General features: G+C 41.8%; 23 protein-coding genes. 1 reads left to right on the top strand and 22 read right to left on the bottom strand.

Annotated features, from left to right (window positions below; genetic code table 11):
- Positions 1 to 27: 27 nt before the first annotated feature.
- The 3 genes from lolE to lolC are packed head-to-tail and all read right to left on the bottom strand — an operon-like array spanning position 28 to position 3,171.
- Positions 28 to 1,275 carry a lipoprotein-releasing ABC transporter permease subunit LolE gene (gene lolE, locus J6836_RS05150; protein WP_219247400.1) on the bottom strand — a complete coding sequence of 416 codons (1,248 nt, stop codon included), beginning with the start codon at positions 1,273 to 1,275 and terminating at the stop codon, positions 28 to 30.
- Positions 1,275 to 1,976 (bottom strand): lipoprotein-releasing ABC transporter ATP-binding protein LolD, encoded by a 702-nt coding sequence (gene lolD, locus J6836_RS05145; RefSeq protein ID WP_219247398.1) that lies wholly within the window; start codon positions 1,974 to 1,976, stop codon positions 1,275 to 1,277. Before lolD ends, lolE begins: the two co-directional genes overlap by 1 nt.
- The gene (lolC, locus tag J6836_RS05140; protein WP_219247396.1) at positions 1,969 to 3,171 is read right to left on the bottom strand and encodes a lipoprotein-releasing ABC transporter permease subunit LolC; all 1,203 of its coding nucleotides are present in this window, start codon (positions 3,169 to 3,171) and stop codon (positions 1,969 to 1,971) included. Before lolC ends, lolD begins: the two co-directional genes overlap by 8 nt.
- Positions 3,172 to 3,447: 276 nt before the next feature.
- Between lolC and mfd the strand changes: the two genes are divergently transcribed.
- Positions 3,448 to 6,891 (top strand): transcription-repair coupling factor, encoded by a 3,444-nt coding sequence (gene mfd, locus J6836_RS05135; protein ID WP_219247394.1) that lies wholly within the window; start codon positions 3,448 to 3,450, stop codon positions 6,889 to 6,891.
- Positions 6,892 to 6,962: 71 nt separating this feature from the next.
- Here the strand turns inward: mfd and umoD are convergent, their stop codons facing one another.
- From umoD to J6836_RS05040, 19 genes are all read right to left on the bottom strand, one after another.
- A complete protein-coding gene (gene umoD, locus J6836_RS05130) occupies positions 6,963 to 7,556 on the bottom strand; it encodes a UmoD family flagellar biogenesis regulator (protein ID WP_219247392.1) in 594 nt (197 codons plus the stop codon).
- A gap of 543 nt (positions 7,557 to 8,099) precedes the next feature.
- Positions 8,100 to 9,404, bottom strand: a complete 1,305-nt coding sequence (locus J6836_RS05125; protein WP_219247390.1) for an NAD(P)/FAD-dependent oxidoreductase — start codon at positions 9,402 to 9,404, stop codon at positions 8,100 to 8,102.
- A gap of 418 nt (positions 9,405 to 9,822) precedes the next feature.
- On the bottom strand, positions 9,823 to 11,442 hold the full coding sequence (locus J6836_RS05120) for a bifunctional metallophosphatase/5'-nucleotidase (RefSeq protein ID WP_219247388.1): 1,620 nt from the start codon (positions 11,440 to 11,442) through the stop codon (positions 9,823 to 9,825).
- A gap of 39 nt (positions 11,443 to 11,481) precedes the next feature.
- Positions 11,482 to 12,834, bottom strand: a complete 1,353-nt coding sequence (locus J6836_RS05115) for an OprD family outer membrane porin (RefSeq protein WP_219247386.1) — start codon at positions 12,832 to 12,834, stop codon at positions 11,482 to 11,484.
- A gap of 1,340 nt (positions 12,835 to 14,174) precedes the next feature.
- Positions 14,175 to 15,197, bottom strand: coding sequence for a beta-N-acetylhexosaminidase (gene nagZ / locus J6836_RS05110; RefSeq protein WP_219247385.1), 1,023 nt, complete (start codon positions 15,195 to 15,197; stop codon positions 14,175 to 14,177).
- A 53-nt stretch (positions 15,198 to 15,250) separates the two neighbouring features.
- A complete protein-coding gene (locus tag J6836_RS05105) occupies positions 15,251 to 16,114 on the bottom strand; it encodes a phosphotransferase (RefSeq protein ID WP_255586398.1) in 864 nt (287 codons plus the stop codon).
- A gap of 1 nt (position 16,115) precedes the next feature.
- A complete protein-coding gene (lpoB, locus tag J6836_RS05100; RefSeq protein ID WP_219247381.1) occupies positions 16,116 to 16,697 on the bottom strand; it encodes a penicillin-binding protein activator LpoB in 582 nt (193 codons plus the stop codon).
- A 2-nt stretch (positions 16,698 to 16,699) separates the two neighbouring features.
- Positions 16,700 to 17,113: a YcfL family protein gene (locus tag J6836_RS05095; RefSeq protein WP_255586326.1), complete on the bottom strand. Its 414-nt coding sequence runs from the start codon at positions 17,111 to 17,113 to the stop codon at positions 16,700 to 16,702.
- Positions 17,113 to 17,463 (bottom strand): purine nucleoside phosphoramidase, encoded by a 351-nt coding sequence (gene hinT, locus J6836_RS05090; protein WP_219247379.1) that lies wholly within the window; start codon positions 17,461 to 17,463, stop codon positions 17,113 to 17,115. The genes J6836_RS05095 and hinT overlap by 1 nt, the downstream gene beginning before the upstream one ends.
- A 46-nt stretch (positions 17,464 to 17,509) precedes the next feature.
- The gene (locus J6836_RS05085; protein WP_219247377.1) at positions 17,510 to 18,301 is read right to left on the bottom strand and encodes a metal-dependent hydrolase; all 792 of its coding nucleotides are present in this window, start codon (positions 18,299 to 18,301) and stop codon (positions 17,510 to 17,512) included.
- Between the two features lie 12 nt (positions 18,302 to 18,313).
- On the bottom strand, positions 18,314 to 19,306 hold the full coding sequence (holB, locus tag J6836_RS05080) for a DNA polymerase III subunit delta' (RefSeq protein ID WP_219247375.1): 993 nt from the start codon (positions 19,304 to 19,306) through the stop codon (positions 18,314 to 18,316).
- A gap of 12 nt (positions 19,307 to 19,318) precedes the next feature.
- Positions 19,319 to 19,945 (bottom strand): dTMP kinase, encoded by a 627-nt coding sequence (gene tmk, locus J6836_RS05075; protein ID WP_219247373.1) that lies wholly within the window; start codon positions 19,943 to 19,945, stop codon positions 19,319 to 19,321.
- Positions 19,946 to 19,951: 6 nt separating this feature from the next.
- Positions 19,952 to 20,974, bottom strand: coding sequence for an endolytic transglycosylase MltG (gene mltG / locus J6836_RS05070; RefSeq protein WP_219247372.1), 1,023 nt, complete (start codon positions 20,972 to 20,974; stop codon positions 19,952 to 19,954).
- A gap of 43 nt (positions 20,975 to 21,017) precedes the next feature.
- Entirely contained in the window at positions 21,018 to 21,848 is an 831-nt protein-coding gene (pabC, locus tag J6836_RS05065) for an aminodeoxychorismate lyase (protein ID WP_219247371.1), read from the bottom strand.
- Between the two features lie 149 nt (positions 21,849 to 21,997).
- The gene (fabF, locus tag J6836_RS05060; RefSeq protein WP_219247369.1) at positions 21,998 to 23,248 is read right to left on the bottom strand and encodes a beta-ketoacyl-ACP synthase II; all 1,251 of its coding nucleotides are present in this window, start codon (positions 23,246 to 23,248) and stop codon (positions 21,998 to 22,000) included.
- A 78-nt stretch (positions 23,249 to 23,326) separates the two neighbouring features.
- Positions 23,327 to 23,563: an acyl carrier protein gene (acpP, locus tag J6836_RS05055; RefSeq protein ID WP_004253236.1), complete on the bottom strand. Its 237-nt coding sequence runs from the start codon at positions 23,561 to 23,563 to the stop codon at positions 23,327 to 23,329.
- Positions 23,564 to 23,718: 155 nt separating this feature from the next.
- Complete coding sequence (gene fabG / locus J6836_RS05050; protein WP_219247367.1) at positions 23,719 to 24,453, bottom strand: 3-oxoacyl-ACP reductase FabG; 735 nt, start codon at positions 24,451 to 24,453, stop codon at positions 23,719 to 23,721.
- A 7-nt stretch (positions 24,454 to 24,460) separates the two neighbouring features.
- The gene (gene fabD, locus J6836_RS05045; protein ID WP_219247365.1) at positions 24,461 to 25,393 is read right to left on the bottom strand and encodes an ACP S-malonyltransferase; all 933 of its coding nucleotides are present in this window, start codon (positions 25,391 to 25,393) and stop codon (positions 24,461 to 24,463) included.
- An 18-nt stretch (positions 25,394 to 25,411) separates the two neighbouring features.
- Entirely contained in the window at positions 25,412 to 26,362 is a 951-nt protein-coding gene (locus tag J6836_RS05040) for a beta-ketoacyl-ACP synthase III (protein ID WP_219249387.1), read from the bottom strand.
- Between the last annotated feature and the right edge of the window lie 4 nt (positions 26,363 to 26,366).

The following is a 26,366-nucleotide window of genomic DNA, read 5'->3' as shown; positions in this document are numbered from 1 at the left end:
AACAATACGTTGGCATTGATACTCAAACTACTGACCGCTTAAAATTCGGGCGGGGTCTAACTTACTGGCTCGACGAGCAGGATACCAGCTTGCCAATAGGCTCAAAATAATGGTGGTGATTAATACATAAACCACATCCATAATGTGCAGTTCAGAGGGTAAGAAGTCGATAAAATACACATCCCCTGAAAGAATGGGATGGCCTAAAACGACCTCTAACCCTTTAATTAGAGTGGTTAAATTGACGGATACCAATACGCCAAGCACCACACCAATCAGCGAACCAACCAAACCACCCAGTAATCCATACCATAAGAAAATAGCACGAATTTGCCTGTCTTTCGCCCCCAGTGTTCGTAATACGGCAATATCACTACTTTTATCTTTAACGGCCATCACTAGCGTTGAGACAATATTAAAACACGCAACACCGATAACCAAAATCATAGCTAAGTACATGATACTACGAACCATTTGAATATCATTGTACATATAACCGTAATCGCCAATCCAGCTTTTTACAATAACATGGTGCATGGTTTTTAAACCTGCATCATAGACAACCTTATCCGCTTCAAAAGGGTCTTTTGCTTTTATTTCAAAGCCGCTAATGCCATCACCATAATCCAGATATTGCTGTGCATCGGCTAATGGCACTAATGCTAATTGGTGATCAAGTAAACCACTGAGTTTAAAGATCCCCTCTACTTGTACACGAATGCGTTTAGGCTGCTGAATTTTTAAGCTTTCGTCAGTATTGGGGATCATAATTGTCACCCAATCCCCTTGCTTTACATTCAAGGCATCAGCCACACCTTGGCCTAAAATAATCGATTGATTACCCGCAGCAAAATGTTTCCAAGCATCATTCAACACAAATTGCGGCAATGCACTAACCTGTGACTGTGTTTCAGGGGAAACGCCCATCACTTGAATGGCTTTCAAATTTGCGCCACGTTCAAGCAGCCCCGTGAAATTCACATACGGGCTAACGCCTTCTACTCCTGGTGTTTTGCGAATAACCTGCTCAGCAAAATCCCAATCTTTATAAGGCGGTTTGACCGCGTAAATCTGCCCGTGAGGTACCACGGATAAGACACGATTATTCAATTCGCGCTCAAAACCATTCATGGCGCTCAAACCAATAATCAGCACCGCAACACCTAGCACAATCCCTAATGTTGAGACAATCGAGACCAAAGACACCATGCCTGTGCGCCGACGCCCTCGACTAAACCGTATCGCCGCTAAAAGCGTAAGTGGCAATTTAGACATTACCGAGCCCCCAACGTGATTTCCTGCTGTAAGTGGCCATCGCGCATTTCCAACTGACGAGATAACCGACGTGCTAATGTCATATCATGAGTCACCACTAAAAATGCCGTACGCTGCGTACGATTTAATTCGCCTAGTAGCTCAAAAATCGCATCCGCATTGCGTAAGTCAAGGTTCCCTGTCGGTTCATCCGCCAGCACAAGTGCTGGCGCATTCACCAGTGCCCGTGCAATCGCAACACGTTGGCGCTCCCCACCCGATAACTCTGAAGGGCGGTGATCCGCACGGTGCCCTAGCCCTACGGCTTCCAACATTTCTTTAGCTTTGGTAAACGCTTTTTCTTTTGCTGTAGCCCCTATCAATAGCGGCATCGCGACATTTTCAAGCGCAGTAAAATCAGGTAAAAGGTGGTGAAACTGATAAATAAAGCCTAAATCTTTATTACGGATAGCGGCTCGTTCATCAGAAGATAATTGATTAATATGTTGCCCGCGAAAAATTACACTACCTTCTGAAGGTGTATCTAGTCCACCCAATAAGTGTAATAACGTACTTTTTCCTGAACCTGAACTGCCCACAATCGCCATCATTTCCCCTTGCCCCATGGAGAAACTGACATTTTTCAACACTTGCGTCGACAATGAACCTTCTTGATAGGTTTTGCTTAAATGTTCGCAGACAAGAAGTGGTTGTTTATTCATAACGTAAAGCCTCAGCAGGTTGAACTGCGGCTGCGCGCCAAGAGGGATAAAGCGTCGCAAGCAGTGAAATAAGCATCGCAGAAACTGCAATAATTAAAATACCTGAATAATCAAGTACAATGGGCAAAGAAACCCCTTTGGGCAATAGCCCAATTAGCGGCATAATCACATTAAGTTGGCTCGATAATAGTGTGCCTAAAACGGTACCAATCAATGTACCAATAATTCCAGCCCCAGCGCCTTGTATCATAAATATGGCTAAAATACGCCAGCGTTTTAAGCCTAGCGTTTTTAAAATCGCCACCTCACCTTGTTTTTCCATCACCAGCAAAGAAAGTGAGGTAATAATATTAAAAGCGGCGACTGCAATAATTAAGCTTAATAGCAAGCCCATCATGTTTTTTTCCATGCGAACGGCTTGGAAAAACTCACCTTTGCGCTCACGCCAGTCCGTCCACACAAGCCCATCAGGTAACACCTGCTTGCTAAGTGAATCAACTTTCAGTGGTTCATTTAAGTATAAGCGCCATCCTGTGATATTCCCTACGGGATAACGTAGCATTCTTGCTGCATCTGGAGCGGAAACAATCAGTTCGCTAGTATCAGCTTCACCATTCGTTTGAAAAATACCCGCAACCGTAAATAAACGCTGGCTTGGAATACGCCCCATTGGGGTCAATTGGCTCACACCTGGAATAATTAAACGCACATCATCGCCACGTTTTACACCCAATGTATCTGCTAATTTACTCCCCAGAAAAACAGTATAGCTTCCTTCTTTGAGGTCACGACGATCACCACTAATCAGTTTATCCAGTAGCAATGAGTCCGCATCGGGTTCTATACCTGCCATCACTCCCACACCGACATTCGTGCGGCTTTGTAATACCACGTCCGACTGAACAATAGGCGCAATTCGGCTCACGCCTTGCAAATGCTGCAAGTCTGCAATAGGGGATTTTGTAGGATCAATATTTCCAGATGGCGACGTTAAAATAGCCTGCGGCATATAGGCAAGTATGCTATCTTGTAGCGATCGCTCGAAACCGTTCATCACAGATGTCACCGTAATTAAAGCCGTGACACCAAGAGTGATACCAATAGCCGATAAACTGGAAACAAAGCGCCCAAATTTATCCGCTGCGCGCCCACGCAAATAGCGCAGACCTATAAATAATGAGACAGATTGGTGCATAAAATCTTTAATGCCCCTGTTGCCAAAGCGAAGTGTTCAGCGATAATAAAGGCTACGATTGACGAATGGAACCACTCTGCGGTTTTTTTTCTGCTTTCGCCTCTTTTTTGTCTGAAATTCAGACAAATTGTAGGCTAAAATAAGTTGTTTTGCTGTTAACTTTATAGTTTAACTATCAGTTAATTTATTTAAGTGTTAATCATCTAAAGGCTGTCTATTATTGTTCTGACGCTTGTTTAACTGCTAACTAATCGCTGTGAGATACCAAAGATTTCTATGTCCTCAAAATTTCGTTATGAACTCCCTAGTCGTAGTGGCGATGTTCGCCATTTAGGTTGCCTTATTGGGGCGGCTGGTGCACTTGAATGTGGAGAAATGATAGAACGTCATCAAGGGCCCGTTGTCATTGTGACGCGTGATATGCAAAATGCATTACGTTTACGTGATGAAATACAACAATTTACACATCACCCTATTGAGACGCTTTCTGATTGGGAAACATTACCTTACGATAACTTTTCCCCACATCAAGAAATCATTTCTCATCGTTTATCAACACTTTACCGTTTACCCTCTTTGCAAAAAGGCGCATTAATATTACCTGTTAATACTTTGATGCAAAAAGTGTGTCCCCCTGATTTTTTAACGAGTCACGCGCTCGTTATGGCAAAAGGTGATAAGCTCTCGCGCGATAATTTACGCGACGAGTTAGATAAAGCGGGTTATCGCCATGTGGAACAAGTATTAGAACACGGTGAGTATGCAACCCGAGGCGCTTTACTTGATTTGTTCCCTATGGGAAGTTCACTGCCCTTTCGTATTGATTTCTTTGATGATGAAATCGATAGCTTGCGCACGTTCGATGTCGATACCCAAAGAACATTAGAAGAGGTCGCCAGTATTAATTTACTGCCAGCCCACGAATTTCCAACAGACAAAGATGCGATTGAACGCTTTCGTAGCCAGTGGCGTGAACGCTTCGAAGTCCGCCGTGATCCTGAACATATTTATCAACAAGTTAGTAAAAACACTCTACCGACAGGCATTGAGTATTGGCAGTCATTATTTTTTGCCCAGCCATTGCCATCATTATTCGACTATTTACCGCCTTCAAGCCTGATTGTTTCACAAAATCTACAAGAAGCCGCTGAGCGTTTTCAAACTGATACTCAACAACGGTATGTAAGCCGTGGTGTTGACCCAATGCGCCCCCTGCTTCCTCCTGCAGATTTATGGCTTACCGTTGAACAACTCAACCAAAACTTAAAACAATGGCCACGCATTCAACTTTCATCTGAAACGCTACCTAAAAAAGCAGCAAATACCAATTTAGATTATTTACCACTTCCCGATATCAGCATTCAAGGGCAAAGCAAAACACCATTAGAAAAGCTTCGCCAATTTAGTGAGCAATTCGACGGTGCACTCATTTTTTCTGTGGAAAGCGAAGGTCGTCGTGAAACGGTCACTGAGCTATTAGCCCGGTTAAAAATACGCCCTGAAATTATTGAAAGCTATACAAGCCCAGCCACCCCACGCTTTGCGATTACCATTGGCGCAGCTGAACACGGTTTTATCCAATCAGATACGAATAAAGCATTGATTTGTGAAAGCGACTTATTAGGCGAACGTGTTGTTCGTCGTCGCACAGATAACCGCCGTACAATTAACACTGATACCTTAATTCGTAACCTCGCAGAATTACGCCCTGGGCAACCCGTTGTACATATTGAGCACGGTGTGGGTCGCTACCAAGGTTTGATTACGCTTGAAGCGGGTGGGATTAAAGCTGAGTATTTAATTCTTACCTACGCGGGAGAAGACAAGCTGTACGTCCCTGTTTCTTCACTGCACTTAATTAGCCGTTATGCTGGTGGTGCTGACGAAAATGCACCGCTACATAAACTGGGTAGTGACAGTTGGGGGCGAGCTCGACAAAAAGCGGCCGAAAAGGTACGTGATGTTGCAGCAGAACTGCTTGATATTTATGCACAACGTGCAGCCAAAGCGGGTTTTGCCTTCAAACATGATAAACAACAATACCAAGAATTCTGCCAAGGTTTCCCTTTTGAAACGACGCCAGACCAAGAAATGGCAATTAACGCAGTATTGAGCGATATGTGCCAACCATTGGCGATGGATAGGCTTGTCTGTGGGGACGTTGGCTTTGGTAAAACTGAAGTGGCGATGCGAGCGGCATTCCTTGCTATCAATAATAACAAGCAAGTCGCTGTGTTAGTTCCGACTACCCTACTTGCTCAGCAACACTATGATAATTTCAGAGATAGATTTGCAAATTGGCCCGTGCGTATCGAAATGCTTTCTCGCTTTAAAACGGCAAAAGAACAGCAACAAATTATCGCGGATGCCGCTGATGGCAAAGTCGATATCTTGATTGGCACACACAAATTACTGCAAAGTGATATTGTGTGGAAGGATTTAGGCCTGCTGGTTGTCGATGAAGAGCACCGCTTTGGCGTCCGCCATAAAGAACGTATTAAAGCAATGCGTGCTGATGTCGATATTTTAACGCTTACTGCAACCCCGATCCCTCGAACACTAAATATGGCGATGAGCGGAATGCGGGATTTATCGATTATTGCAACCCCGCCAGCACGTCGCTTAGCCGTTAAAACCTTTGTTCGCCAATATGATGAGTTAGTGGTTCGCGAAGCGATTTTGCGTGAAACCTTACGGGGTGGGCAAGTTTATTATTTGTATAATGATGTGGAAAATATCGAAAAAGCCAAGGCACGACTCGAAACGTTAGTCCCTGAAGCCCGCTTTGTTGTGGGGCATGGGCAAATGCGCGAACGTGAGTTAGAGCGAGTCATGACAGACTTCCACCATCAACGTTTTAACGTTTTAATTTGCACCACCATTATTGAAACGGGTATTGATATCCCAACAGCTAACACGATTATTATTGAACGCGCTGATCACTTTGGTTTAGCGCAATTGCACCAATTACGTGGCCGTGTTGGCCGTTCACATCACCAAGCCTATGCCTATTTACTAACACCACATCCAAAGGCAATGACTACTGATGCCCAAAAACGCCTTGAAGCCATTTCATCTTTAGAGGACTTAGGCGCAGGCTTCGCCCTTGCAACTCATGACCTCGAAATTCGCGGTGCGGGTGAATTACTGGGTGAAGATCAAAGCGGACAAATGACCACTATCGGTTTCACGCTGTATATGGAATTATTAGAAAGCGCTGTCGATGCTCTAAAAGAAGGTCGAGAGCCGTCATTAGAAGACTTAACGAATCAACAAACCGAAGTTGAATTACGAATGCCAGTCTTATTGCCTGATGATTACATCCATGATGTGAATATGCGCCTTTCATTTTATAAACGAATTGCCAGTGCAAAAGACAGCCAAGAATTAGACGAGCTACGTACAGAGCTGATTGATCGTTTTGGCAGCCTACCCGATGCGGGTAAATTCCTATTAACTTCAGCCGCAATCCGCCTACACGCGCAATTTTTAGGTGTGAAACGTATTGAAGCGCATGAAAAAGGTGGCTTTATTGAGTTTGGCGAGAAAAACAAAGTTGACCCAAGCTTCTTGATCAGCTTGTTGCAAAACCAATCAAAAACCTATCGATTAGATGGTCCTACCCGCTTGAAGTTCTTCCATGACTTAACTGACAGAGTAACACGACTTGAGTTTATTAAGCAGCTCTTAACTGATTTTGAAGAACACTTACTCGCTTAATCGATTTTAGGCTAAAACGAATAAAGGCTATCCGTAGATAGCCTTTATTTTAGGTAATTATAAAATCAAATTTACTCAAAATAACCTAATGTGTTTTTATTGGGCTGTAATTTCAGGACGCCAGTAGTGCCTGAAAGCGGTAATTCATTTTGATGTAAACAGTAAAATGGCAAAAGTTCTTTGACATCGCTACGTACCGTTTCACAAATGGAATTTGACGAAGGTAAATCTAAACGCCCATCTTCATTTAAGGGAATAAAAATAGAGGGAGCATAAGATGTTCTGACCTTGCCAATGGTTTTACCTATCTGATAGACCACATCATAACCGACAACGGCCAATTCCATTCTTTGTGTTTTTACACAGATTTTGTTTTGATTATCAAACAGAGACGGAAACCCTTTACCTTGAAGGGCTTCAATCATAAAAATCATTTTGCACTCATTTTGTGCAGGGTGAAAACGTGATAAGGATTGCTGATTAAATGAACCAAGCACCCCCGTTAACGTGCAATTTTCATATTCAACCAAGCGATTCGCCTTTATAGGCTCAACAGATAAGACAGTGGCAAGTTTGGCTTCTGGTTCTTGAATAAACAGTGAGACAGCAAACGAAACAAGGCAAATCGCTACTAGCGCTAATAACAACTTAAATTTTAGCTTCATCAATTTACCCTTATAAAATACCCATATATCTATTGTAACTATTAAGCGAGAGAATTCGATCTTTGCGCAGGTAATTCACATTTTTTTAGAATTATCCTAATCTAATTCAAATGAATCATAATAATTTTATTATTCTGTTATTTATCATTAATGTGACACTTAACAATGTAAATTAACTGTACTATGCCAAACAGGCATATATTAATAATTTTATCGTTATATAAAGTTAAAATAATGTTCGCTAATTAATAAATTACTTTCCATTATTATTATTTTTTCAAATAATTATTAACATTAATTATATTGATTATTTAAACATCATTTATGATGATTTCTGTTATATTAAACTATCTGCTATTACTGAAGATTGATCTAAATAGGTTTAAATGCAGATCCACCCTAACCTTATGAAAATAAAAATTAATTAAGCCTTTATATTACCGTTGAACTAACTCATAAAAGCAGTAAAAATCAATGCACCTGATTACCTTCGCAATCAAGTGCATCTATTATCACTTATATTTCTTTTTCTGCCAGTAGAAATTAGTGTAGTTTGAGTTTTGGTCGAATAATTCGGTTAATACTGCCAACCAGCATCATCAGCCCAGTCTTAATGTACCCATGCAGTGCAATTTGATGCATTCGATATAACGAAATATACACAAAGCGAGCAATTCGGCCTTCCACCATCATATCACCACGCATCAGATTGCCCATTAAACTACCAACAGTACTAAAGCGCGAAAGTGATACTAAAGAGCCATGATCTTTATAGATATAATCCTTAAGCGGTTTATCTTTCATCATCGCAAGGATATTGTCGTAACATAAGCTGGCCATTTGGTGTGCAGACTGTGCCCGTGGAGGAACAAAGCCCCCTTCAGGTTTGGCGCAAGATGCACAATCGCCAATGGCAAAAATCGAGTCATCCAATGTCGTTTGTAGCGTAGGCTTAACGACTAACTGATTAATTCTATTCGTTTCTAACCCTGCGATATCTTTCATAAAATCAGGCGCTTTTATACCAGCCGCCCACACCATAAGATCCGCATGAATTTTACCGTCTTCTTTAGTATTTAATCCATCAGCTTCAGCGCTAGTCACCATGGTTTTCGTCAACACATTGACACCAAGCTTGTTTAACTCTTGATGTGCAGCACCTGAAATTCGCGGGGGTAACGCAGGTAAAATACGTTCACCCGCCTCAACCAGCGTCACATTTAAGGCGTCTGTATCTAGCCCTTTAAACCCGTAACTGGTGAGTTGCTCCACGGCGTTGTACAGTTCCGCCGATAATTCAACCCCTGTCGCGCCGCCGCCAACAATAGCAATATTTACTTTTTCCTCTGCGCTATCACGCACAGAATAGCGTAGGAATAAATTTAACATTTCATCATGAAAACGGTGAGCTTGATGCGGGTTATCTAAGAAAATACAGTGGTCCTTCACGCCTGGGGTACCAAAGTCATTTGATGTGCTGCCCAGCGCCATCACTAAAATATCGTATTCTAATTCCCGTAAAGGCACTAATAACTCACCGTGCTTATCATGCAGTTCCCCTAACACGATTTTTTTATTCTCACGGTTAATATTTGTTAATGAACCCAACTGAAAATTGAATGCATTATGCCTTGCATGGGCTAAGTAACTAATCGCATCAACACCATCATCCAATGAGCCCGTTGCCACTTCGTGCAGCAATGGCTTCCAAAGGTGGCTTGGGTTACGGTCAACAAGCGTAATATGCGCCCGTTTTTTTCTACCTAATTTTCGGCCCAAACGTGTTGCTAGCTCTAAGCCACCCGCACCACCGCCGACAACGATGATTTTTGGTTGAGATAAGGTCATAAATTCCTCGAACAAATATATTAAAGTTATTTAAGGTTTCTAGTGATAAAAATCTTAGATAACAATAATTAACGCTCTCATTATTCTTGATAGAAAATTTAGAATATCACGCTTGGTCTATTGGTAATACCAAATATTGATTTACATCAATTTAATAGATTATTAAGACATCGGCAACCCTCTTCAAATCATTTTTTGTCAGGGCGTGAATCGAGTCAGCTTGAAACTGTTTAATATCAATCAGATGATTAAATCCATACATTGATTAGTGATAATGAGAATCATTATTCTATCATTTTTATTTTAAAACAGATAATTGATTATCTTTGAATGATGAGATAGCGGGATGAATAAAAAACAACAAAAAACCCGAAACGCTTAGCGCTTCGGGTTTCAATTATTCAAAAATCAATTTACGTTATTTGATTTTTTTGATACGCACGTCAGTTGGAACTGAAACAGGTGAGTTATCTTTGAAGTATTGCATTAATGCTTCGTTATCTGGCACGCTGTAAACACGGTCTTTACCTTCATTGAAGGCAGAGAAACGGCTACCACCTGTTGCTAAGAACTCATTTGCAGCAACACGGTAGGTTTTTTTCATGTCTAATGGTTTGCCATTCAACTTGATTGAGTTTTGGATAACTTTATCACCCACAGCACGGCTGTCATCCCACTCATAATAGAAGCCTTTAGAAACAGGCATCACTTGTGGACGCGCACGATCCCATTGTTGCTCAAGGGCTTGTTTAATTTGTGCACCAGTCAGTGACTGCGTTACCACTACGTTAGAGAATGGTTGAACGGTAAAGATATCGCCATAAGTCTGTTGACCCGCTTTCATGTCAGCACGAATACCACCACTGTTCATGAAGGCGATTTGTGCGCCACCCGCATCTTTTGCTGAAGCGACATACAATTGGCCATCTGCAATAATTTTACCTAGTGTTGAATCCCCACCAGACAATAATTTCTTGTCAGAATCCGCACTCAGAGAACCCATCACTTCTTGCGAAATTGGTAACGCAATTTTTTCGTATTTTTGTACGAAAGTCGTTAACTCAGGGTTTTTCTCATAACGTTTTGTTTCAACAGGAATATTTTTTGCTTTAATACTAACAATATCTTTTGTTTTTCTATCAATCTCAATGTTTAACTGAGATAACAACGTACCGTTAGACTGGGCAGAAATAACCGTTTTACCGTTAATTTCACAATTATACGCTTGGTGAGTATGGCCACTGACCACAAAATCAACAGCGCCATCTAATTGATTAACGATATCAACAATTGGGCCTTTGATATTATCACAGCGGTTAATATCTTTGACTTTAGTATCGACTTGTTGGGTCGCGCCTTCATGGATCAGCACACCGATGCTGTTGATGCCCTTCGCTTTTAACAATTTAACTTGGTTGTTAATGGTTTCGACTTCATTTTTGAATTCTAAACCTGCGGTACCACTTGGTGTCACGATAGCCGGAGTGCCTTCTAGCGTTAGTCCAATAAACGCCATCGGAATGCCATCAAACTCTTTGATAAAATAAGATGGGAACAGGGTTTCACCTGTTTCTTTCACGATTACGTTCGCCGCTAAGTAGTTAAAGTCAGCGCCAGCAAACGAATCTTTACCCACACAACCCGCAGTTGGATGGCAGCCACCATTTTGTTTTCTCAGCAGCTCTTCTTTGCCTTTATCAAACTCATGGTTGCCTACTGCGCTCGTTTCCATGCCAATTGCACTTAATGCTTCGATTGTCGGCTCATCGTAGAACATAGAAGACAATAATGGGCTCGCACCAACTAAGTCACCTGCACCTACCACGATAGTTTTATCGTTTTGCGCACGTAGTTGGTTAACTAAAGTCGCGATAGATTCGATGCCACCCAATTTACCATCGCCCGGTGCTTGTAGTGCGCCGTGGAAGTCATTGATACCAATAACTTGTACTTTTACTGTGTCAGCCGTTTTAGTTGCACAACCGGCAAGTAGTGCTCCCGAAATCAAAACGGTCAGTAATCCAATTTTATGTTTCATTTTTCAACCCTTTTATTATAAACAGCACTCAATTACCGACTACATTTTGAAGCGATAAGTGGTTGTCATAGAACCAGACAACGAGTGAGCACGACGTGAGTGACCGTCATACAGTTTTGGCGTTGTGTAGTCATTTTCTTGCTGGTGGTGCCAACCCAGACCGCCGCTCAATGAAACGGATAAGTTTTCTGTTGGTTTCCAGTAGCTGAATAGACCAAATTGACCTTGTTTTAATCTTTCGCCTTCATATTTGAATTCTGAATAGTTGGTACGCGCACCTACAGACAGTTCTTTGCTCACGCGGTATTCAGCAGCTAACGCGATCATCGCTTCACCGTCACGAACATAGTCGATATCTGAGTATGCAGGTGAGTTAAAACGACCACGGGTGTTGCCGATTGGGTTACGAGCAAATTGACCAACGCCGTTCGCTTTTTTCGCTTGGGTATAAGTTAAGCCAGTGCTAAGCGTCCATGGGGTTTCTGGTACACGCCATTCAGCGGTTCCCGCGTAGTGCCATGCACGTTTGTCAAAGTTACGTTTGCCTTTTGCATCGTTAGTTTCAGTACGTTTACCGTCACTACCGTATTCATGATTATAAATTTGTGTGCCGAGTGTTAAGTCAGAGGTCAGCTTATATTTTGCTTCAAGGCCTTGTTGGCGGAATAAATCATCAGCTTGACCGTAAAAATAATGTACTTTCAGTGGTTTAGTATTGTAATTAATACCACCAGTGATCACGTGGTTAACGTTGTGTCTTACACCATTACCATCAGTAAAATACATTGCATCAATGTTTGGGCTATCACGGCGCATGACTTTCTTGTCAAGATATAATAAATCTAAACTCCAATCATCAATGGCTGTATTAGTGTAGTAACCACTGTAGCTATTTAAAGAAAGGCGTTGTGAGTTAGTGAAAATACCTGTGTTTTTCAGTGTAAACCAACCTGCTTTCGCATTAAACTTAACAGGTTCTAAATCTAATTTCACTTTGGCATAACGCTGACCAATTTTGTTATAACCTTTCGCATGGCCATCATCGTTATATAAAATTGCACGAGAGGCGAAGTCTTTACTTGCGCCTAATTTAATACCGCCGTAGTAAGATGCATCAAACCCAATCACATCCGCAAAATAACCTGAAGTAAAATCAGCTTGGAAGTTTTGCCCCCAAGCATTCGCAACTTGCTTTCTATAACGACCTTCGTCTTTATCGAAACGGTTTTCAGTTTTCAGGTATTTCCACATATTACGAGTAGACAGCTCTAACTCTGAATCCGCAATAAATGAGTTTTCTTTGATTGAATTTTCCCAGTTGCTCGCATTTGCCATGGTAACTGCTAAGTAGCAAGGAGAAAGCATTAATAGCGCAAGATTTTTAACTTTCATTGGAATTAACCTAGTTAATGATTATTTGAATTAATTTTATGTTGTGTCATGTTCCCATGAACAACAAATCACCATTTTTTATTTTTAGCTTAATAAAACAATTTAACTTAACGATAAAAAAAACGTCCATTTCAAACACTAAAGTCATTTTTTAAATGAAAAAATTCATACGCAACCTAGCCGCATACGTGTTTACTTTTTGAGTTAATAAGGTGTTATCCTTACTGTTAAAACTTAATTAATTTTAATTATCCCGAGGCTTTCTCACTCATTTTTTATGTTTTATTTAGGTTAAGCAACAATAAGGTGTCAATATTTAAACAACATAGAAAGTATAATTAATGCTCAAAACCCTTTTAGCTTTTTCTATTTTATTTTGGACAAAGTTAGCCCATGAGAAATAAGCTTCTCTGAATTTACCGCTCTATTTGGCTTAATATCTTGTTTGTGAATGACTTTCTTTTTCAATGCACTGTACTTACTGGTGCATTGTCATAAAACTATCATAATAGGAATGCTAACGTAATTTTACGTCAATTAAAACGATCACTGTCACAACACGTTACATAAGTTGCATTCAATACCTTTATGAATGTGATACGTATCACATATATACCCTATTTTATTTTTATATAAATTAAGCGGGATATAAGAAGAAAATCATATTTACCTTTAGGTGATAAGAAAAAAACCTTTAAAATCTGAATTCAACTACAACATTATGTGCTTATTGACGCTTTTGCAGAACTTGATACCCCATTCTTTTTGTCAATACTCCATTGGCTTTTGGAATATCAAAAAACATGTATCTTTAGCTTTGCTTAAGAGTTCCTATAATATGTTTAGTTTTTATGCGAATCGTTTGCGTTAACTAATATGCAAAAATAACAGAGAGTTAATGCCCCTTTCTTTAGCAAATTAATTAATTTAATTATAAGACCAATTTATGAACTAAAACAAAATCTACCATGCAAATAATTGAAAGCCACCTTTAATTATTTTAATCTTAAATTAAATTATTGGGCTTATATTCCAAATTTTCATATTGAGTAAAATAGTGATATTTATAGTTTCATTCTCTTCTTTGGATGTTTTTGTTTCATTTCCGTGTCTTTCTGAACGATTAATTTTTATTAAAAAATAAGTTTTTGTTTTTTATTTATCCTATTTTCAAAATAATTAAATCCTATTAAATTTATTTAATCGCGTTACGGGTAACGTTATTAAAAATATCCAGTGAATTCCTTGGTTTCAAACGCTCCACATTAAGATTGGTTATTACGCAAAAAAAAACCAGTGAGATAAGGCTTCTCACTGGTTTGATCGGTACTTATTTTTGACTACTGCTTAGATTCTTGCCATCTATTATGTAATTCAACCAATTTTTGATTGCTATCCTGCCAACGCGCCGCACTTTGCAACTCTTTCAAACTGTATTGGCGGCCACTGTGATAAAGCTTTGACGCTTGGCTATTATGTTGTTTTGGAAGATTATCTAACACGCTCACCGCGCCTTCGCGGTTATTACAGACCAGGATCATGTCACAACCTGCATTCAAGGACGCTTTTGCTCTTTCTGGATAACTACCCATAATCGCAGCACCTTCCATCGATAAATCGTCAGAAAAAATAACGCCATTAAATCCAAGTTGCTCACGTAAAACAGATTTTAACCAGAAAGGCGAACCGCTTGCTGGTCTGTCATCAGCCTGTGTATAAATAACATGGGCAGGCATGATGGCATCTAACAATTCTCTTTGAATAAAATCTTTGAAAATCGACATGTCTTTGCCACGAATTACATCAAGGGCACGGTCATCCCGAGGTGTTTCTTTATGAGAGTCCGCTTTTACTGCGCCGTGACCAGGAAAATGCTTCCCTGTTGTTTTCATTCCAGCGCTATGCATACCTTTAATGAAACGCTCTGCCATCACCATCGCTATCTCAGGGTTTTCATGGAATGAACGCTCACCAATTGCAATACTTTGATGGCCTAAATCAAGCACAGGCGCAAAACTAATGTCGATGTCCATCGCTATCATTTCTGCGGCCATTAACCAGCCAGCTTCCTCTGCCAATTTTGCACCATCATGTTCATTATTCAGTGCGGCAAATGCTTGTGCTGATGGTAGTGCTGTGAAACCATCGCGAAAACGTTGTACCCGCCCACCTTCTTGGTCTACTGCAATTAAGAGTCGGTTTCGTGATGCATCTCGAATTTGACGAACCAGTTCACGCAGTTGCGCTGCATCATGAAAGTTACGGGTAAATAAAATTAAGCCGCCCACCAGTGGATGAGCTAATATTTCGCGTTCTTCATTGTCCAGTTCATACCCCTGAACATCTAGCATTATTGGGCCCATAACCTGCCTCACTTGTTTCATTCATTAACTGTATAAAGAGTTGTGCCAAGCATTTAGCCTAGCAAATTGAAATATTGTCGTAGTGGTTGAGAGTGTAACAAAAAGTCAGGGTCTCGACTTTCATGCCACTGTACTTCATACCACATTAATGTCATGTATTTTACCCAAGGTGACCATAAATTACAGTGATGCGTTAACTGAAATTTATCATGGTAAGCACCTTGAATATCACAATATTGCGTCAAAAATTGCTGGCGCTGGCGCACTGTAAGGTTATTGAATTGAAAATAGGTTTCTAGCGAAAACGCAATATCGGTATTTGCGGTATATTCCCAATCCAATAACATCATTTTCTCATCTTCTCGAATAACGATGTTTTTAGGATGAATATCCATATGAGCAGGTGCCAATTTCAACGTCTTTGGCATCTTTTTTTGTAAAAAGTCTCGATGAAGCCGCTTCCAGCGTGGAGAAAAACGCTGTTGATCCACACGTTCCCCATAATGGGCAATTTCTGCCCTCAATGGTAATGTGTAAGTCAATAATGATGAACAATGTAAAGTAGCAATGATACTGGCAAGTTCCTGCTGAAACTCTCGCGAATAAAACATATTCTCGCTGGGATGCTGCCCTTCACTCCATGCTAAAACTAACCACTCGGCATTATGTGCAACCACAGCCTGAGCAAAGGGTAAATGTTGAATTTGCCGCAAGATACGGGCTTCTTTGTGTCGAGAGACATACAATGCATTTTGCCGATAGGTATCTACGCGAGCCACCAGCTTTAATGGGCAATTGGGTTGATGACTTTCAACTAAAAAGCTGCCACCAGATAACCCTACTAACGGAGAAATTTCCCAGCATTTGGTTGAAATTGCTGGGAAACGTGTCGAGAGTAAAGCAAGCAATGACTGCATGTTACTCAATATTATTTTTTCCAGTCCAAATAATTTCGCCTGTTTGCACTTCCATTAATTGCATCTCAAGACGCCTTTCTTTGTTTGACCCAGACATCACGCTGTAAATCACATAATTTGCCTGTACATAGCGACCAAGGCCAATTGCTTTGCTGCGAGTCACAAGGCTATCTTCTTGGGATAACCCCAGCGTCTTACGCGCTGCATTAACCACATCTTGTGGGACAACATTAAAACGGTGAGTATTCTCCACCGCAGACATCATATTGGATGTAATCAGCTGTACAGGAAGAGAGCCATTTGTATTATTTTTGACTGAGTCAACTAACAAAACTTTGCCTGACTCCACACCCTCTGCTGCCGCCATTTGTGCGACTAACGGTGCAATTGCAGCGGACCAATCCGTTGTTTGCTGTTTAGGTGGGGTTGGTACCTTATCTGGCGGAGGCGGTGGAGGTGTCACCTCTGGCTGTTGCGGTTCAACAGGCACAATCGGTGGCGGCTCAACCGGTTGTTGTGGCGGGTATGACGGACAACCAGCTAAAATAAGCGTTGTCGCAGCTACCATTAAGATCCGTTTCATTATTATTCTCCGGCCTTAGGGGATAAAAAAACATGAATACGCAGATTATCTGCACGAGGTGAAGAGGTTATCGCACGAATTTGTTCTGTGGAATTTGGTAACAGTGACTTTTCTGCTACCGCCAATGTATCCACCTTCAACCCTTGCTTATCATACCAATATACGCGGTAAGCAATATTTACCGTGTTTGATTGCACATTGCTAATATTGATGGTGGCAACATGTTGATGATTTTCCATGCTCACAATTGGGTTTTCAACAATAATACCTTTAGCCAATACAGACGGTTCCATGATCACACGCTGCTGTTCATTAAAAACCAATCCTTGCGGTTTTTTATAAAGGCAACCGCTCAGAAGTATGGCGAGTGAACCTAGCAATATCACTCGGCTTATTGTTGTTCCCAATATTTTCATTATTTTGCCAATAATGGGCCTAATGGGCGACCACCCACTAAGTGCATATGTATATGGAAAACTTCTTGGCCTGAATGTTCATTACAATTCATAATTAAACGGTATCCGCTTTCTGCAATACCTTCTTCTTTCGCAATTTTTGCCGCAACCGTAAATAAACGGCCAAGAGCCAGTTCATCATCCGCAGTGACATCGTTCACAGTTGGGATCAATTTATTAGGAATGATTAAGATGTGTGATGGCGCTTGTGGTGAAATATCACGAAAAGCCGTGACTAGCTCATCTTGGTAAACCACATCCGCAGGGATTTCACGACGGATGATTTTGCTAAAAATGGTTTCTTCTGCCATGTTAATTTCCTTAATAATTCAGAATGATTTAATTATCGTGTGCTGATTATGCGTTATTCACGCCGACATTTAAATGAAACAAACGATTGAAATTCTGTGTGGTGATCTCGGCCATCTCCTCAACACTAACGCCCTTGAGCACAGCCATGTATTCCGCCACATCACGCACATAAGCAGGCTGGTTTTCTTTTCCACGGTGCGGAACGGGTGCTAAGTAAGGTGAGTCTGTTTCGACAAGAATTCTATCCAGTGGGACAATTCTCGCCGCTTCGCGAATTTGCTCCGCATTGCGGAATGTCACAATGCCTGAAAATGAAATGTACATGCCTAAATCAAGCAACTCGATAGCGGTGTCTTTATCTTCCGTAAAGCAATGCAACACACCGCCACAATCCATCACCTTTTCTTCGCGGAGGATTGTCAGCGTATCTTCCCGCGCTGAACGGGTATGTACAATAACAGGTTTATTCACCTCACGGCCAATGCGAATATGTTGGCGAAATGACTCTTGCTGTAACGCTGCATTTTCCTGCTGGTAATAATAATCTAAGCCCGTTTCCCCTAACGCGACAACCTCCTGCCCCGCAGCTAATTGCGCTAAACGTTCGAAATCGTGCCCTTCATCTAAATTCAGGGGGTGAATACCACAAGAAAATGCAATATTGTCGCGCTCACCAATCAACGTTTTCATTTTTTCAAAACCCGGCAGCGTCGTTGCCACCGCTAACATGAAACCAACATCACGGGCAGACGCTTTTGTTATCACATCATCGACATTCGTATGTAATTTTTCATAATCTAAACAGTCGAGATGGCAGTGTGAATCAACAACAAACATATTTAACTCTTTTTAAAATGAGGGGTTCGCCAGTAAGGCTTCCCATTGTAATAATTGATTAGCCAACAGGAGTTCCTGATTTAACGCAGGAACGGTCAGTAATTGATGGCGACAATACAGCCATTGCTCATACACATCATGAAGTTGTGTACGGTTCATCATGGATGCCAATTGCATCACTTGCGGGCTATAGTCTTGATTAATGCAAAACTGCGCTGCGCCTTGCTGTACCTTAATGGCATCAGCAAATAAGCTTAATAGCCAATTCAGGGACATCACCGCATCATCTATATTGAGCGAGGGCAGCAAACTTAGCATATCGCGGTTTTGTAATGCTAACGCCATGTTATGGCATAATGCAGTACGCTTTTGCCATAAATTGTCATCAAGTAGTGCTAACGCTGCAACTGGTGCACCTTGGCAAAGTTTTAAGGCAGTAACCGCATCAGCCATAACCAAATCAGGCTTTTGCTTTTGCAGCCAATATAATGCGATTTGTGAGTCTGGCGCTGGTAAAAAGTGGCTCAGACAACGGCTGCGGATCGTAGCTAATAAGTTTTCCTGTTTTTCGCTACCTAACAAAAAATAGGTATCTTTAGCCGGTTCCTCAAGGGTTTTTAGTAGTGCGTTCGCCGCGGCATCGGTAAGTGCATCTGTACTGGGAATATACACTACCTTACTGCCACCCTGTTGCGCATGACTACTTAAGGTTTCAATCAGTTTTCTAACAGCATCAACACTGACCGTCGATTTTCCTTTTTCAACCTCAATCACATGGTAATCAGGGTGCGTTCCTGCCAACATTAGACGGCAACTATGACACTCCCCACAACTTTTCATCCCATCGCGATTTTGGCAAATTAACCAACGACTAACCCCATAACATAATGCATCAGCACCATTACCTGGTATAGAATTAAGTAACAAGGCATGGTGACCTCGGCCACTTTGGTAAGCCGCGATGATTTGCCGATAAGGCTCATTTAACCAAGGATACCAATTCATGCCATCAACACCTTATTTTGCTAACCATGCCAGTAACGCGGCACGAATATCGTTTTGAACTTGCTCGATATTTTGACTTGCATCAATTGTCACGATGGATTTATCACCAGCTGCTAGTTCCAAATATCTTTCTCGGGTTCTTTCAAAAAAGGCTAGCGACTCTTTTTCTATTCTATCTAGTTCACCTCGTGAACGAGCACGTTGAAGGCCAAGTTCTGGTGATAAATCAAGGTATAACGTCAGATCGGGTTTAAAATCACCTAATACTAAATCACGCAAAGACTGCATTAAATGGCGATCAATCTGGCGTCCACCACCTTGATAAGCTTGTGATGACATATCATGGCGATCACCTACAACCCACTTTCCAGCAGCAAGCGCAGGTTTAATCACGGTATCAACTAACTGTACACGGGCAGCATACAGCATTAAAAGCTCGGCTTTATCCGTGACTTTGTCCCCTTCAATACCTTGTTTGATGAGCTCTCGCAGCTTTTCTGCCAGCGGTGTGCCCCCAGGCTCGCGGGAAAAAACGATATCGTTGATACCTGCATGGTTCAGAGTATCAACCACCGTGTTGATTGCAGTGGTTTTTCCTGCCCCTTCTAATCCTTCAATAACAATAAATTGGTTTTTCATGTTTTATCAGTTTTGCTGTTCAATTTGGCGGTAAACTTTGACGGCACGGTTGTGGTCATTCAAGTTACGGCTAAAGGTATGTCCCCCTTTACCGTCCGCGACAAAATATAAGTAATCTGTTTTCGCTGGATGTGCAGCTGCTTTTACAGATGCAAGGCTTGGCATTGCTATTGGTGTTGGTGGTAATCCGTCAATTTTGTAGGTGTTATATTCTGTATAATTATCTAAATCACTGCGGTAAATTTTACCACGGTATTTATCACCCAAGCCGTAAATTACCGTTGGATCGGTTTGTAAGCGCATTTTTTGCTTTAAGCGGTTAATAAACACCGAAGCAACCTGTGAACGTTCGTTATCAACACCAGTTTCTTTTTCAATGATTGACGCCATAATCAACATTTCATAGGCATTTTTATACGGCAGATCCCTATCACGCCCTTTCCATTCATCATCAAGGCTGGTTTGCATGCGCTTATAAGCACGTTTCAAAATTTCAGTATCTGGCGTTCCAGCCGTATATAAATAAGTGTCAGGATAGAGCCAGCCTTCCAAGGTTCCCTCCCCCTTAAAGCCTATCTCATTGTAAAGCTCGGTCGGTGTCATTTCCGTGGACTTATGCGCTAAATATGGCGCATCACGTAAAATATTGCTCCAATCGGCTAAACGATTCCCTTCAATAAACCGAATCGAAAATTGAGCTTCCTTACCACTAACAACCAATTTTAGTAACTGTTCAACATCCATATCAGGTTGTAAACGGTATGTGCCGGCTTTTAGCTGCGCCAATTCAGGACGCAATTTCAATAACCATTGAAATTCATTTCCCTGCTCAATCAATTTTTCATTAATTAGCAGTGTTTCAAATGCCACACGCCCTGTCCCCGCAGGCACAGTAAAAATCTTTTCTTGTGTGAGGTTAATCGGTGTTTTCGCGTAGTTCAATACTTGGCGATATTGCAAATAAAGTGCAATCGCCACGACGGTAATCAGAACAACAGCAATCAAAATGATTTTTTTAGCTAATTTCATTTATTGACCATACCAATGCGTATTAGGCTTTAATTTATGCAAGTTAGATTTTGCAGCGCAAAAATAAGTATTCGAACAGTTCCCGCGAAGCATACTGTAATGGGCTTTCTTGTGAGCCTATTTGGATACTTTGAACGGGTAGAACTGGCATCAAGGCATTGCACATAATGACTTCATCGCAATGCGCTAATATGGAAGCAAATCGTTCGACCTCTTCAAAATGGTACTGACTCCGCGCTAATAACGCTATGATCTTTTGTCTCATTAATCCATTAACCCCACTGTGCGATAACACGGGGGTATAAACAGTTTGCCCAATGCGCCAAAACACATTGGCACTACAACATTCAACAATGGTGCCGTCGGTATCGAGTACAATCGCTTCATCCGCTTGAGCTTCGTCAATTTCTTGGCGGATCAACACTTGTTCAAGACGGTTTAGGTGTTTCATCCCTGCCAATAATGGGTTTCGTGAAACCGGCGTTTGGCTCAATATTAGCTTAGCACCTTTACATTGTAATTGAGTATAGTGGGATGGAAAGGACGAAATACTGGCAATAATTGTTGGCTTCGTAAAACCAATAGAACTGTAACCTCGCCCGCCAACACCACGGCTAATAATGACTTTCAATACAAATTCGTCATCTGCTTGCTTTGCGCAAATTTCAACTAAGTGCCGCTCTAGTTCATCCCAATCAGGGGCAGTAATTTTTAACCGCTTACAATCACGTGTTAGACGCGCAATATGCTCTTTTAGCATCTGCGCTTGCTGATTCATTCCGTGGATAGTCGTAAAACAGCCATCCCCAAACGCAACGGCGCGATCAGAGACACTAATTTGCTGGCAAAGTTGACCATTAACCCAATATGACATTGATAATACTTATAATAAAAGCTGATAAATCAGACAGTAATCAGGTAGAACTATCATAAACTAAAGCATAGAGCTGTGCAAAGAGACAGGCAAAATAAAGCCTCAGCTGTATACACAACTGAGGCTGAATTAATAACGGAACGAATTGACTATTCTGCGTGGTAACGACGGAAAATCAATGAACCGTTTGTGCCACCAAAGCCGAAGGAGTTACACAGAGCGTACTCCATGTTCTCAACTTTACGAGCTTTATTCGCAACGAAATCTAGCGTACAACCTTCATCAGGATTATCTAGGTTAATCGTTGGCGGAACAATTTGATCACACAGAGACAAAATTGTGAAGATAGATTCAACTGCACCTGCGGCACCTAATAGGTGGCCTGTCATGGATTTTGTTGAACTTACTAACACGTTTGAGTCTTCACCAAATACAGACTTAACCGCTTGCGCTTCTGCTAAGTCACCTGCATTTGTTGATGTACCGTGTGCGTTGATATAGCCCACTTCGCTAGCCTCAATGCCTGCATCTTTTAGCGCATTTTCCATCGCTAATGCAGCACCTTCACCATTTTCTGGCGGAGATGTCATATGGTAAGCATCGCTGCTCATACCAAAGCCAGCCACTTCTGCGTAAATTTTGGCTCCACGCGCTTTCGCATGTTCATATTCTTCAAGAATAATGATACCTGCACCATCACCAAGAACAAAACCATCACGGTCTTTATCCCAAGGGCGACTTGCCGCTTGTGGGTCATCATTGCGAGTTGACAGTGCACGTGCCGCACCAAAACCAGCCACACCTAATGGTGTCGTCGCTTTTTCAGTACCTCCTGCCAACATAACGTCTGCATCGCCATAGGCAATCATACGTGCGGCGTGTCCAATATTGTGAACACCCGATGTACAAGCGGTGGCAATCGCAATACTTGGACCACGCAAACCATACATAATGCTTAAGTGGCCTGCTGCCAAGTTAATGATTGTCGATGGTACGAAGAATGGGCTAACTTTACGAGGGCCACCGGCCATCATAGCTTCACAGTTATCCTGAATTAACCCTAACCCGCCAATACCAGAACCAATCGCTAAACCGATACGAGTAGCATTGGCTTCTGTTACTTCCAATTCAGCATCTTTAAAGGCTTGGAAGCCTGCTGCAATACCATATTGAATAAATGGGTCCATCTTCTTCGCGTCTTTGCGAGAGATGCCAAAATCTTCGTAGTTGAAATCTTTTACTAAGCCAGCAAATTTAGTTGCGTGGTTAGTAGTATCAAAATGATCAATGAGGCTGATACCACTCTGTCCGTCACAAACAGCTTTCCATGATGACTCAACTGTGTTGCCGACAGGAGATAACATGCCCAGTCCGGTTACGACTACACGACGCTTAGACACGTATTTCCTCCAAGGAGGGAAAAGTTACAAAAGGAACATAGGCGATCGAGTGATCGCCTAGACATGTTTTTCGTACAATTATTTAGATGCGTTCTCGACGTAGTCAATCGCAGCCTGTACTGTTGTGATCTTTTCAGCTTCTTCGTCAGGGATTTCGCAATCGAACTCTTCTTCCAGAGCCATAACTAGCTCAACTGTGTCAAGAGAATCAGCGCCCAAGTCATCAACAAATGAAGCTGTATTTACAACTTCTTCCTCTTTAACACCCAGTTGTTCAACGATGATTTTCTTAACGCGTTCTTCGATAGTGCTCATACTATTAAAATTCCTATCAAAACTCGCTTTCGCGATGGTTTTCGTAGTTTATGAAATACAGGAAAAGATACAACCCAATCCCGACTGTTGGAACCATTATTTTGCATTATTTAGCGTTGGATAACACTAATAATGCAAATAGTTCCATCATTTCTTTAGATCATGTACATGCCACCATTGACATGCAATGTTTCACCTGTGATGTAAGCAGCTTCGTCAGAAGCTAAAAACGCTACAGCACTGGCAATTTCTTGTGCATCACCCAGTCTATCTGCAGGAACCTGAGATAAAATGCCTGCACGCTGTTCATCTGTCAATGCTTTCGTCATATCAGTTTCGATAAAACCAGGGGCAACGACATTAACAGTAATACCACGAGAAGCGACTTCACGAGCTAATGATTTACTAAAACCAATCAGCCCAGCTTTCGCTGCTGCATAGTTTGCTTGTCCCGCATTTCCCATTACGCCCACAACAGATGCGATGGAAATAATACGCCCACAACGTTTTTTCATCATGGCACGCAAAACGGCTTTAGACAAACGGTAAACGGATGAAAGATTGGTGTCAATAATATCTTGCCACTCTTCTTCTTTCATACGCATCAATAAGTTATCGCGAGTGATACCTGCATTATTAACCAAAATATCAATTTCGCCAAATTCTTCGCGAATTTTGGTCAACGTTTCTTCAATTGATGCTGCATCAGTCACGTTTAACGCTAAACCTTTCCCCTTACCATCAAGGTAAGCGGTGATAGCGTCTGCGCCTTTTTCGCTAGTTGCTGTACCAATAACGGTTGCGCCACGTGCAATTAACGTTAAAGCAATCGCTTTACCAATCCCGCGGCTCGCACCTGTTACTAGTGCAATTTTTCCTTCAAAGCTCATGTCGTCCTCAACTATTTTCTAAAGCAGTACTTAATGATACAGGATCATTGGCTGCTACGGCAGTTAAATTAGAGACAATTCGCTTGGTAAGACCAGTCAATACTTTACCTGGCCCCATTTCGATAAGGTGTTCAACACCTTGATCTGCCATCAATTCTACTGTTTCCGTCCAGCGTACTGGATTATACAGTTGACGGACTAAAGCATCACGAATATTTTGTGCCGATTGCTCAATTTTAACATCAACATTGTTGATAACTGGATAGACTGGCTCACAAAATTCAATTTTTTCTAACGCTTCGGCTAATTTTTCAGCAGCAGGCTTCATTAATGCGCAATGAGAAGGTACGCTAACAGATAATGGCAGCGCGCGTTTTGCACCCGCCTCTTTACACGCAGCACCCGCACGTTCAACTGCCGCTTTCTCCCCTGCAATAACCACTTGGCCTGGGGAGTTAAAGTTTACTGGCGAAACCACTTGGCCTTGTGCCGCTTCTAGACAAGCTTTTTCAATGGATTCATTATCTAAACCAATAATGGCATACATTGCGCCAGTACCTTCAGGAACCGCTTCTTGCATTAACTTGCCACGTAATTCGACAAGTTTGATCGCTTCTTTGAAGTCGATAACACCAGCACAAACTAACGCAGAATACTCACCAAGGCTGTGCCCTGCCATAATTGAAGGCATTGCACCGTTTTTAGCTTGCCAAACACGGAAAATTGCCACAGACGCCGCTAATAATGCAGGCTGTGTTTGCCATGTTTTATTTAATTCTTCTTCTGGTCCGTTTTGGACTAATGCCCAAAGATCGTAACCCAATGCTTCTGATGCTTCAGCAAATGTTTGTTCAACCAGCTGATTTTCTTCAGCTAATGCCGCTAACATTCCTAAAGACTGAGAACCCTGTCCGGGAAATACCATCGCAAATTGTGTCATGTCTGTTTTCTCAGTAAATTAAAAACGAACTAAGGCAGAGCCCCACGTGAAACCGCCACCAAAGGCTTCTAACAGCACGAGTTGGCCACGTTGGATACGTCCATCGCGCACTGCCTCATCAAATGCAGTTGGGACCGATGCCGCAGAAGTATTACCATGACGGTCTAGGGTGATAACCACTTTATCCATGGTCATATCGAGTTTTTTTGCCGTCGCAGCAATAATTCTTAAATTTGCTTGATGTGGCACTAACCAATCAAGTTCTTCTTTTGCAATACCGCTAGCGGCCAAAGTTTCATCAACAATGTGCGCCAATTCACGGACTGCAACTTTGAATACTTCGTTACCTGTCATAGTTAAATACGCAGGGTCGTCTGAACAACGGCTGCGATTAGGCAACGCGAGTAAATCCCCATAACGCCCATCAGCGTGTAAATGGGTTGAAATAATACCGGGTTCATTAGACTCACCCACAACAACAGCACCTGCGGCGTCACCAAATAAAATAATGGTACCGCGGTCTTCTGGGTCTAATGTTTTTGATAATGCATCTGCACCAATGACTAACGCTTTTTTCGTCATGCCAGTTTTAACAAATTGGTCGGCAATGCTGATTGCATAGGTAAAACCTGCACAAGCTGCGGCGACATCAAACGCTGCACAATCATTAATACCGAGCATTTGTTGTACTTGGCAAGCAGCGCTTGGGAAAGCGTGGGTTGCAGACGTTGTTGCAACAATGATTAAACCAATTTCACTGGCTTCAACTTGCGCCATTTCAAGGGCTTTTTGTGCCGCATAAAAGCTCATAACAGAGACATTTTCGTCTTCGTTAGCAATTCTTCTTTCATGTATCCCAGTGCGGGTGACAATCCATTCGTCAGAAGTATCAACCATTTTTTCCAGATCAGCATTGGTGCGTACTTGCGCTGGCAAGTAGCTGCCTGTTCCTAAGATTTTACTGTACATAGCC

The sequence above is a fragment of the Providencia sp. R33 genome, from assembly GCF_019343475.1.
In the GTDB taxonomy this organism is placed as follows: Bacteria; Pseudomonadota; Gammaproteobacteria; order Enterobacterales; family Enterobacteriaceae; genus Providencia.
Note: the sequence above shows the minus strand (reverse complement) of the source record. Positions and strands in the feature narration are given on the sequence as shown.

Coding starts and splice junctions, on each gene's coding strand:
- lolE (WP_219247400.1), bottom strand. CDS start 1,275: ATGTCTAAATTGCCACTTACGCTTTTAGCGGCGATACGGTTTAGTCGA.
- lolD (WP_219247398.1), bottom strand. CDS start 1,976: ATGAATAAACAACCACTTCTTGTCTGCGAACATTTAAGCAAAACCTAT.
- lolC (WP_219247396.1), bottom strand. CDS start 3,171: ATGCACCAATCTGTCTCATTATTTATAGGTCTGCGCTATTTGCGTGGG.
- mfd (WP_219247394.1), top strand. CDS start 3,448: ATGTCCTCAAAATTTCGTTATGAACTCCCTAGTCGTAGTGGCGATGTT.
- umoD (WP_219247392.1), bottom strand. CDS start 7,556: ATGAAGCTAAAATTTAAGTTGTTATTAGCGCTAGTAGCGATTTGCCTT.
- J6836_RS05125 (WP_219247390.1), bottom strand. CDS start 9,404: ATGACCTTATCTCAACCAAAAATCATCGTTGTCGGCGGTGGTGCGGGT.
- J6836_RS05120 (WP_219247388.1), bottom strand. CDS start 11,442: ATGAAACATAAAATTGGATTACTGACCGTTTTGATTTCGGGAGCACTA.
- J6836_RS05115 (WP_219247386.1), bottom strand. CDS start 12,834: ATGAAAGTTAAAAATCTTGCGCTATTAATGCTTTCTCCTTGCTACTTA.
- nagZ (WP_219247385.1), bottom strand. CDS start 15,197: ATGGGCCCAATAATGCTAGATGTTCAGGGGTATGAACTGGACAATGAA.
- J6836_RS05105 (WP_255586398.1), bottom strand. CDS start 16,114: ATGCAGTCATTGCTTGCTTTACTCTCGACACGTTTCCCAGCAATTTCA.
- lpoB (WP_219247381.1), bottom strand. CDS start 16,697: ATGAAACGGATCTTAATGGTAGCTGCGACAACGCTTATTTTAGCTGGT.
- J6836_RS05095 (WP_255586326.1), bottom strand. CDS start 17,113: ATGAAAATATTGGGAACAACAATAAGCCGAGTGATATTGCTAGGTTCA.
- hinT (WP_219247379.1), bottom strand. CDS start 17,463: ATGGCAGAAGAAACCATTTTTAGCAAAATCATCCGTCGTGAAATCCCT.
- J6836_RS05085 (WP_219247377.1), bottom strand. CDS start 18,301: ATGTTTGTTGTTGATTCACACTGCCATCTCGACTGTTTAGATTATGAA.
- holB (WP_219247375.1), bottom strand. CDS start 19,306: ATGAATTGGTATCCTTGGTTAAATGAGCCTTATCGGCAAATCATCGCG.
- tmk (WP_219247373.1), bottom strand. CDS start 19,945: ATGAAAAACCAATTTATTGTTATTGAAGGATTAGAAGGGGCAGGAAAA.
- mltG (WP_219247372.1), bottom strand. CDS start 20,974: ATGAAATTAGCTAAAAAAATCATTTTGATTGCTGTTGTTCTGATTACC.
- pabC (WP_219247371.1), bottom strand. CDS start 21,848: ATGTCATATTGGGTTAATGGTCAACTTTGCCAGCAAATTAGTGTCTCT.
- acpP (WP_004253236.1), bottom strand. CDS start 23,563: ATGAGCACTATCGAAGAACGCGTTAAGAAAATCATCGTTGAACAACTG.
- fabG (WP_219247367.1), bottom strand. CDS start 24,453: ATGAGCTTTGAAGGAAAAATTGCACTAGTAACAGGTGCGAGCCGCGGG.
- fabD (WP_219247365.1), bottom strand. CDS start 25,393: ATGACACAATTTGCGATGGTATTTCCCGGACAGGGTTCTCAGTCTTTA.
- J6836_RS05040 (WP_219249387.1), bottom strand. CDS start 26,362: ATGTACAGTAAAATCTTAGGAACAGGCAGCTACTTGCCAGCGCAAGTA.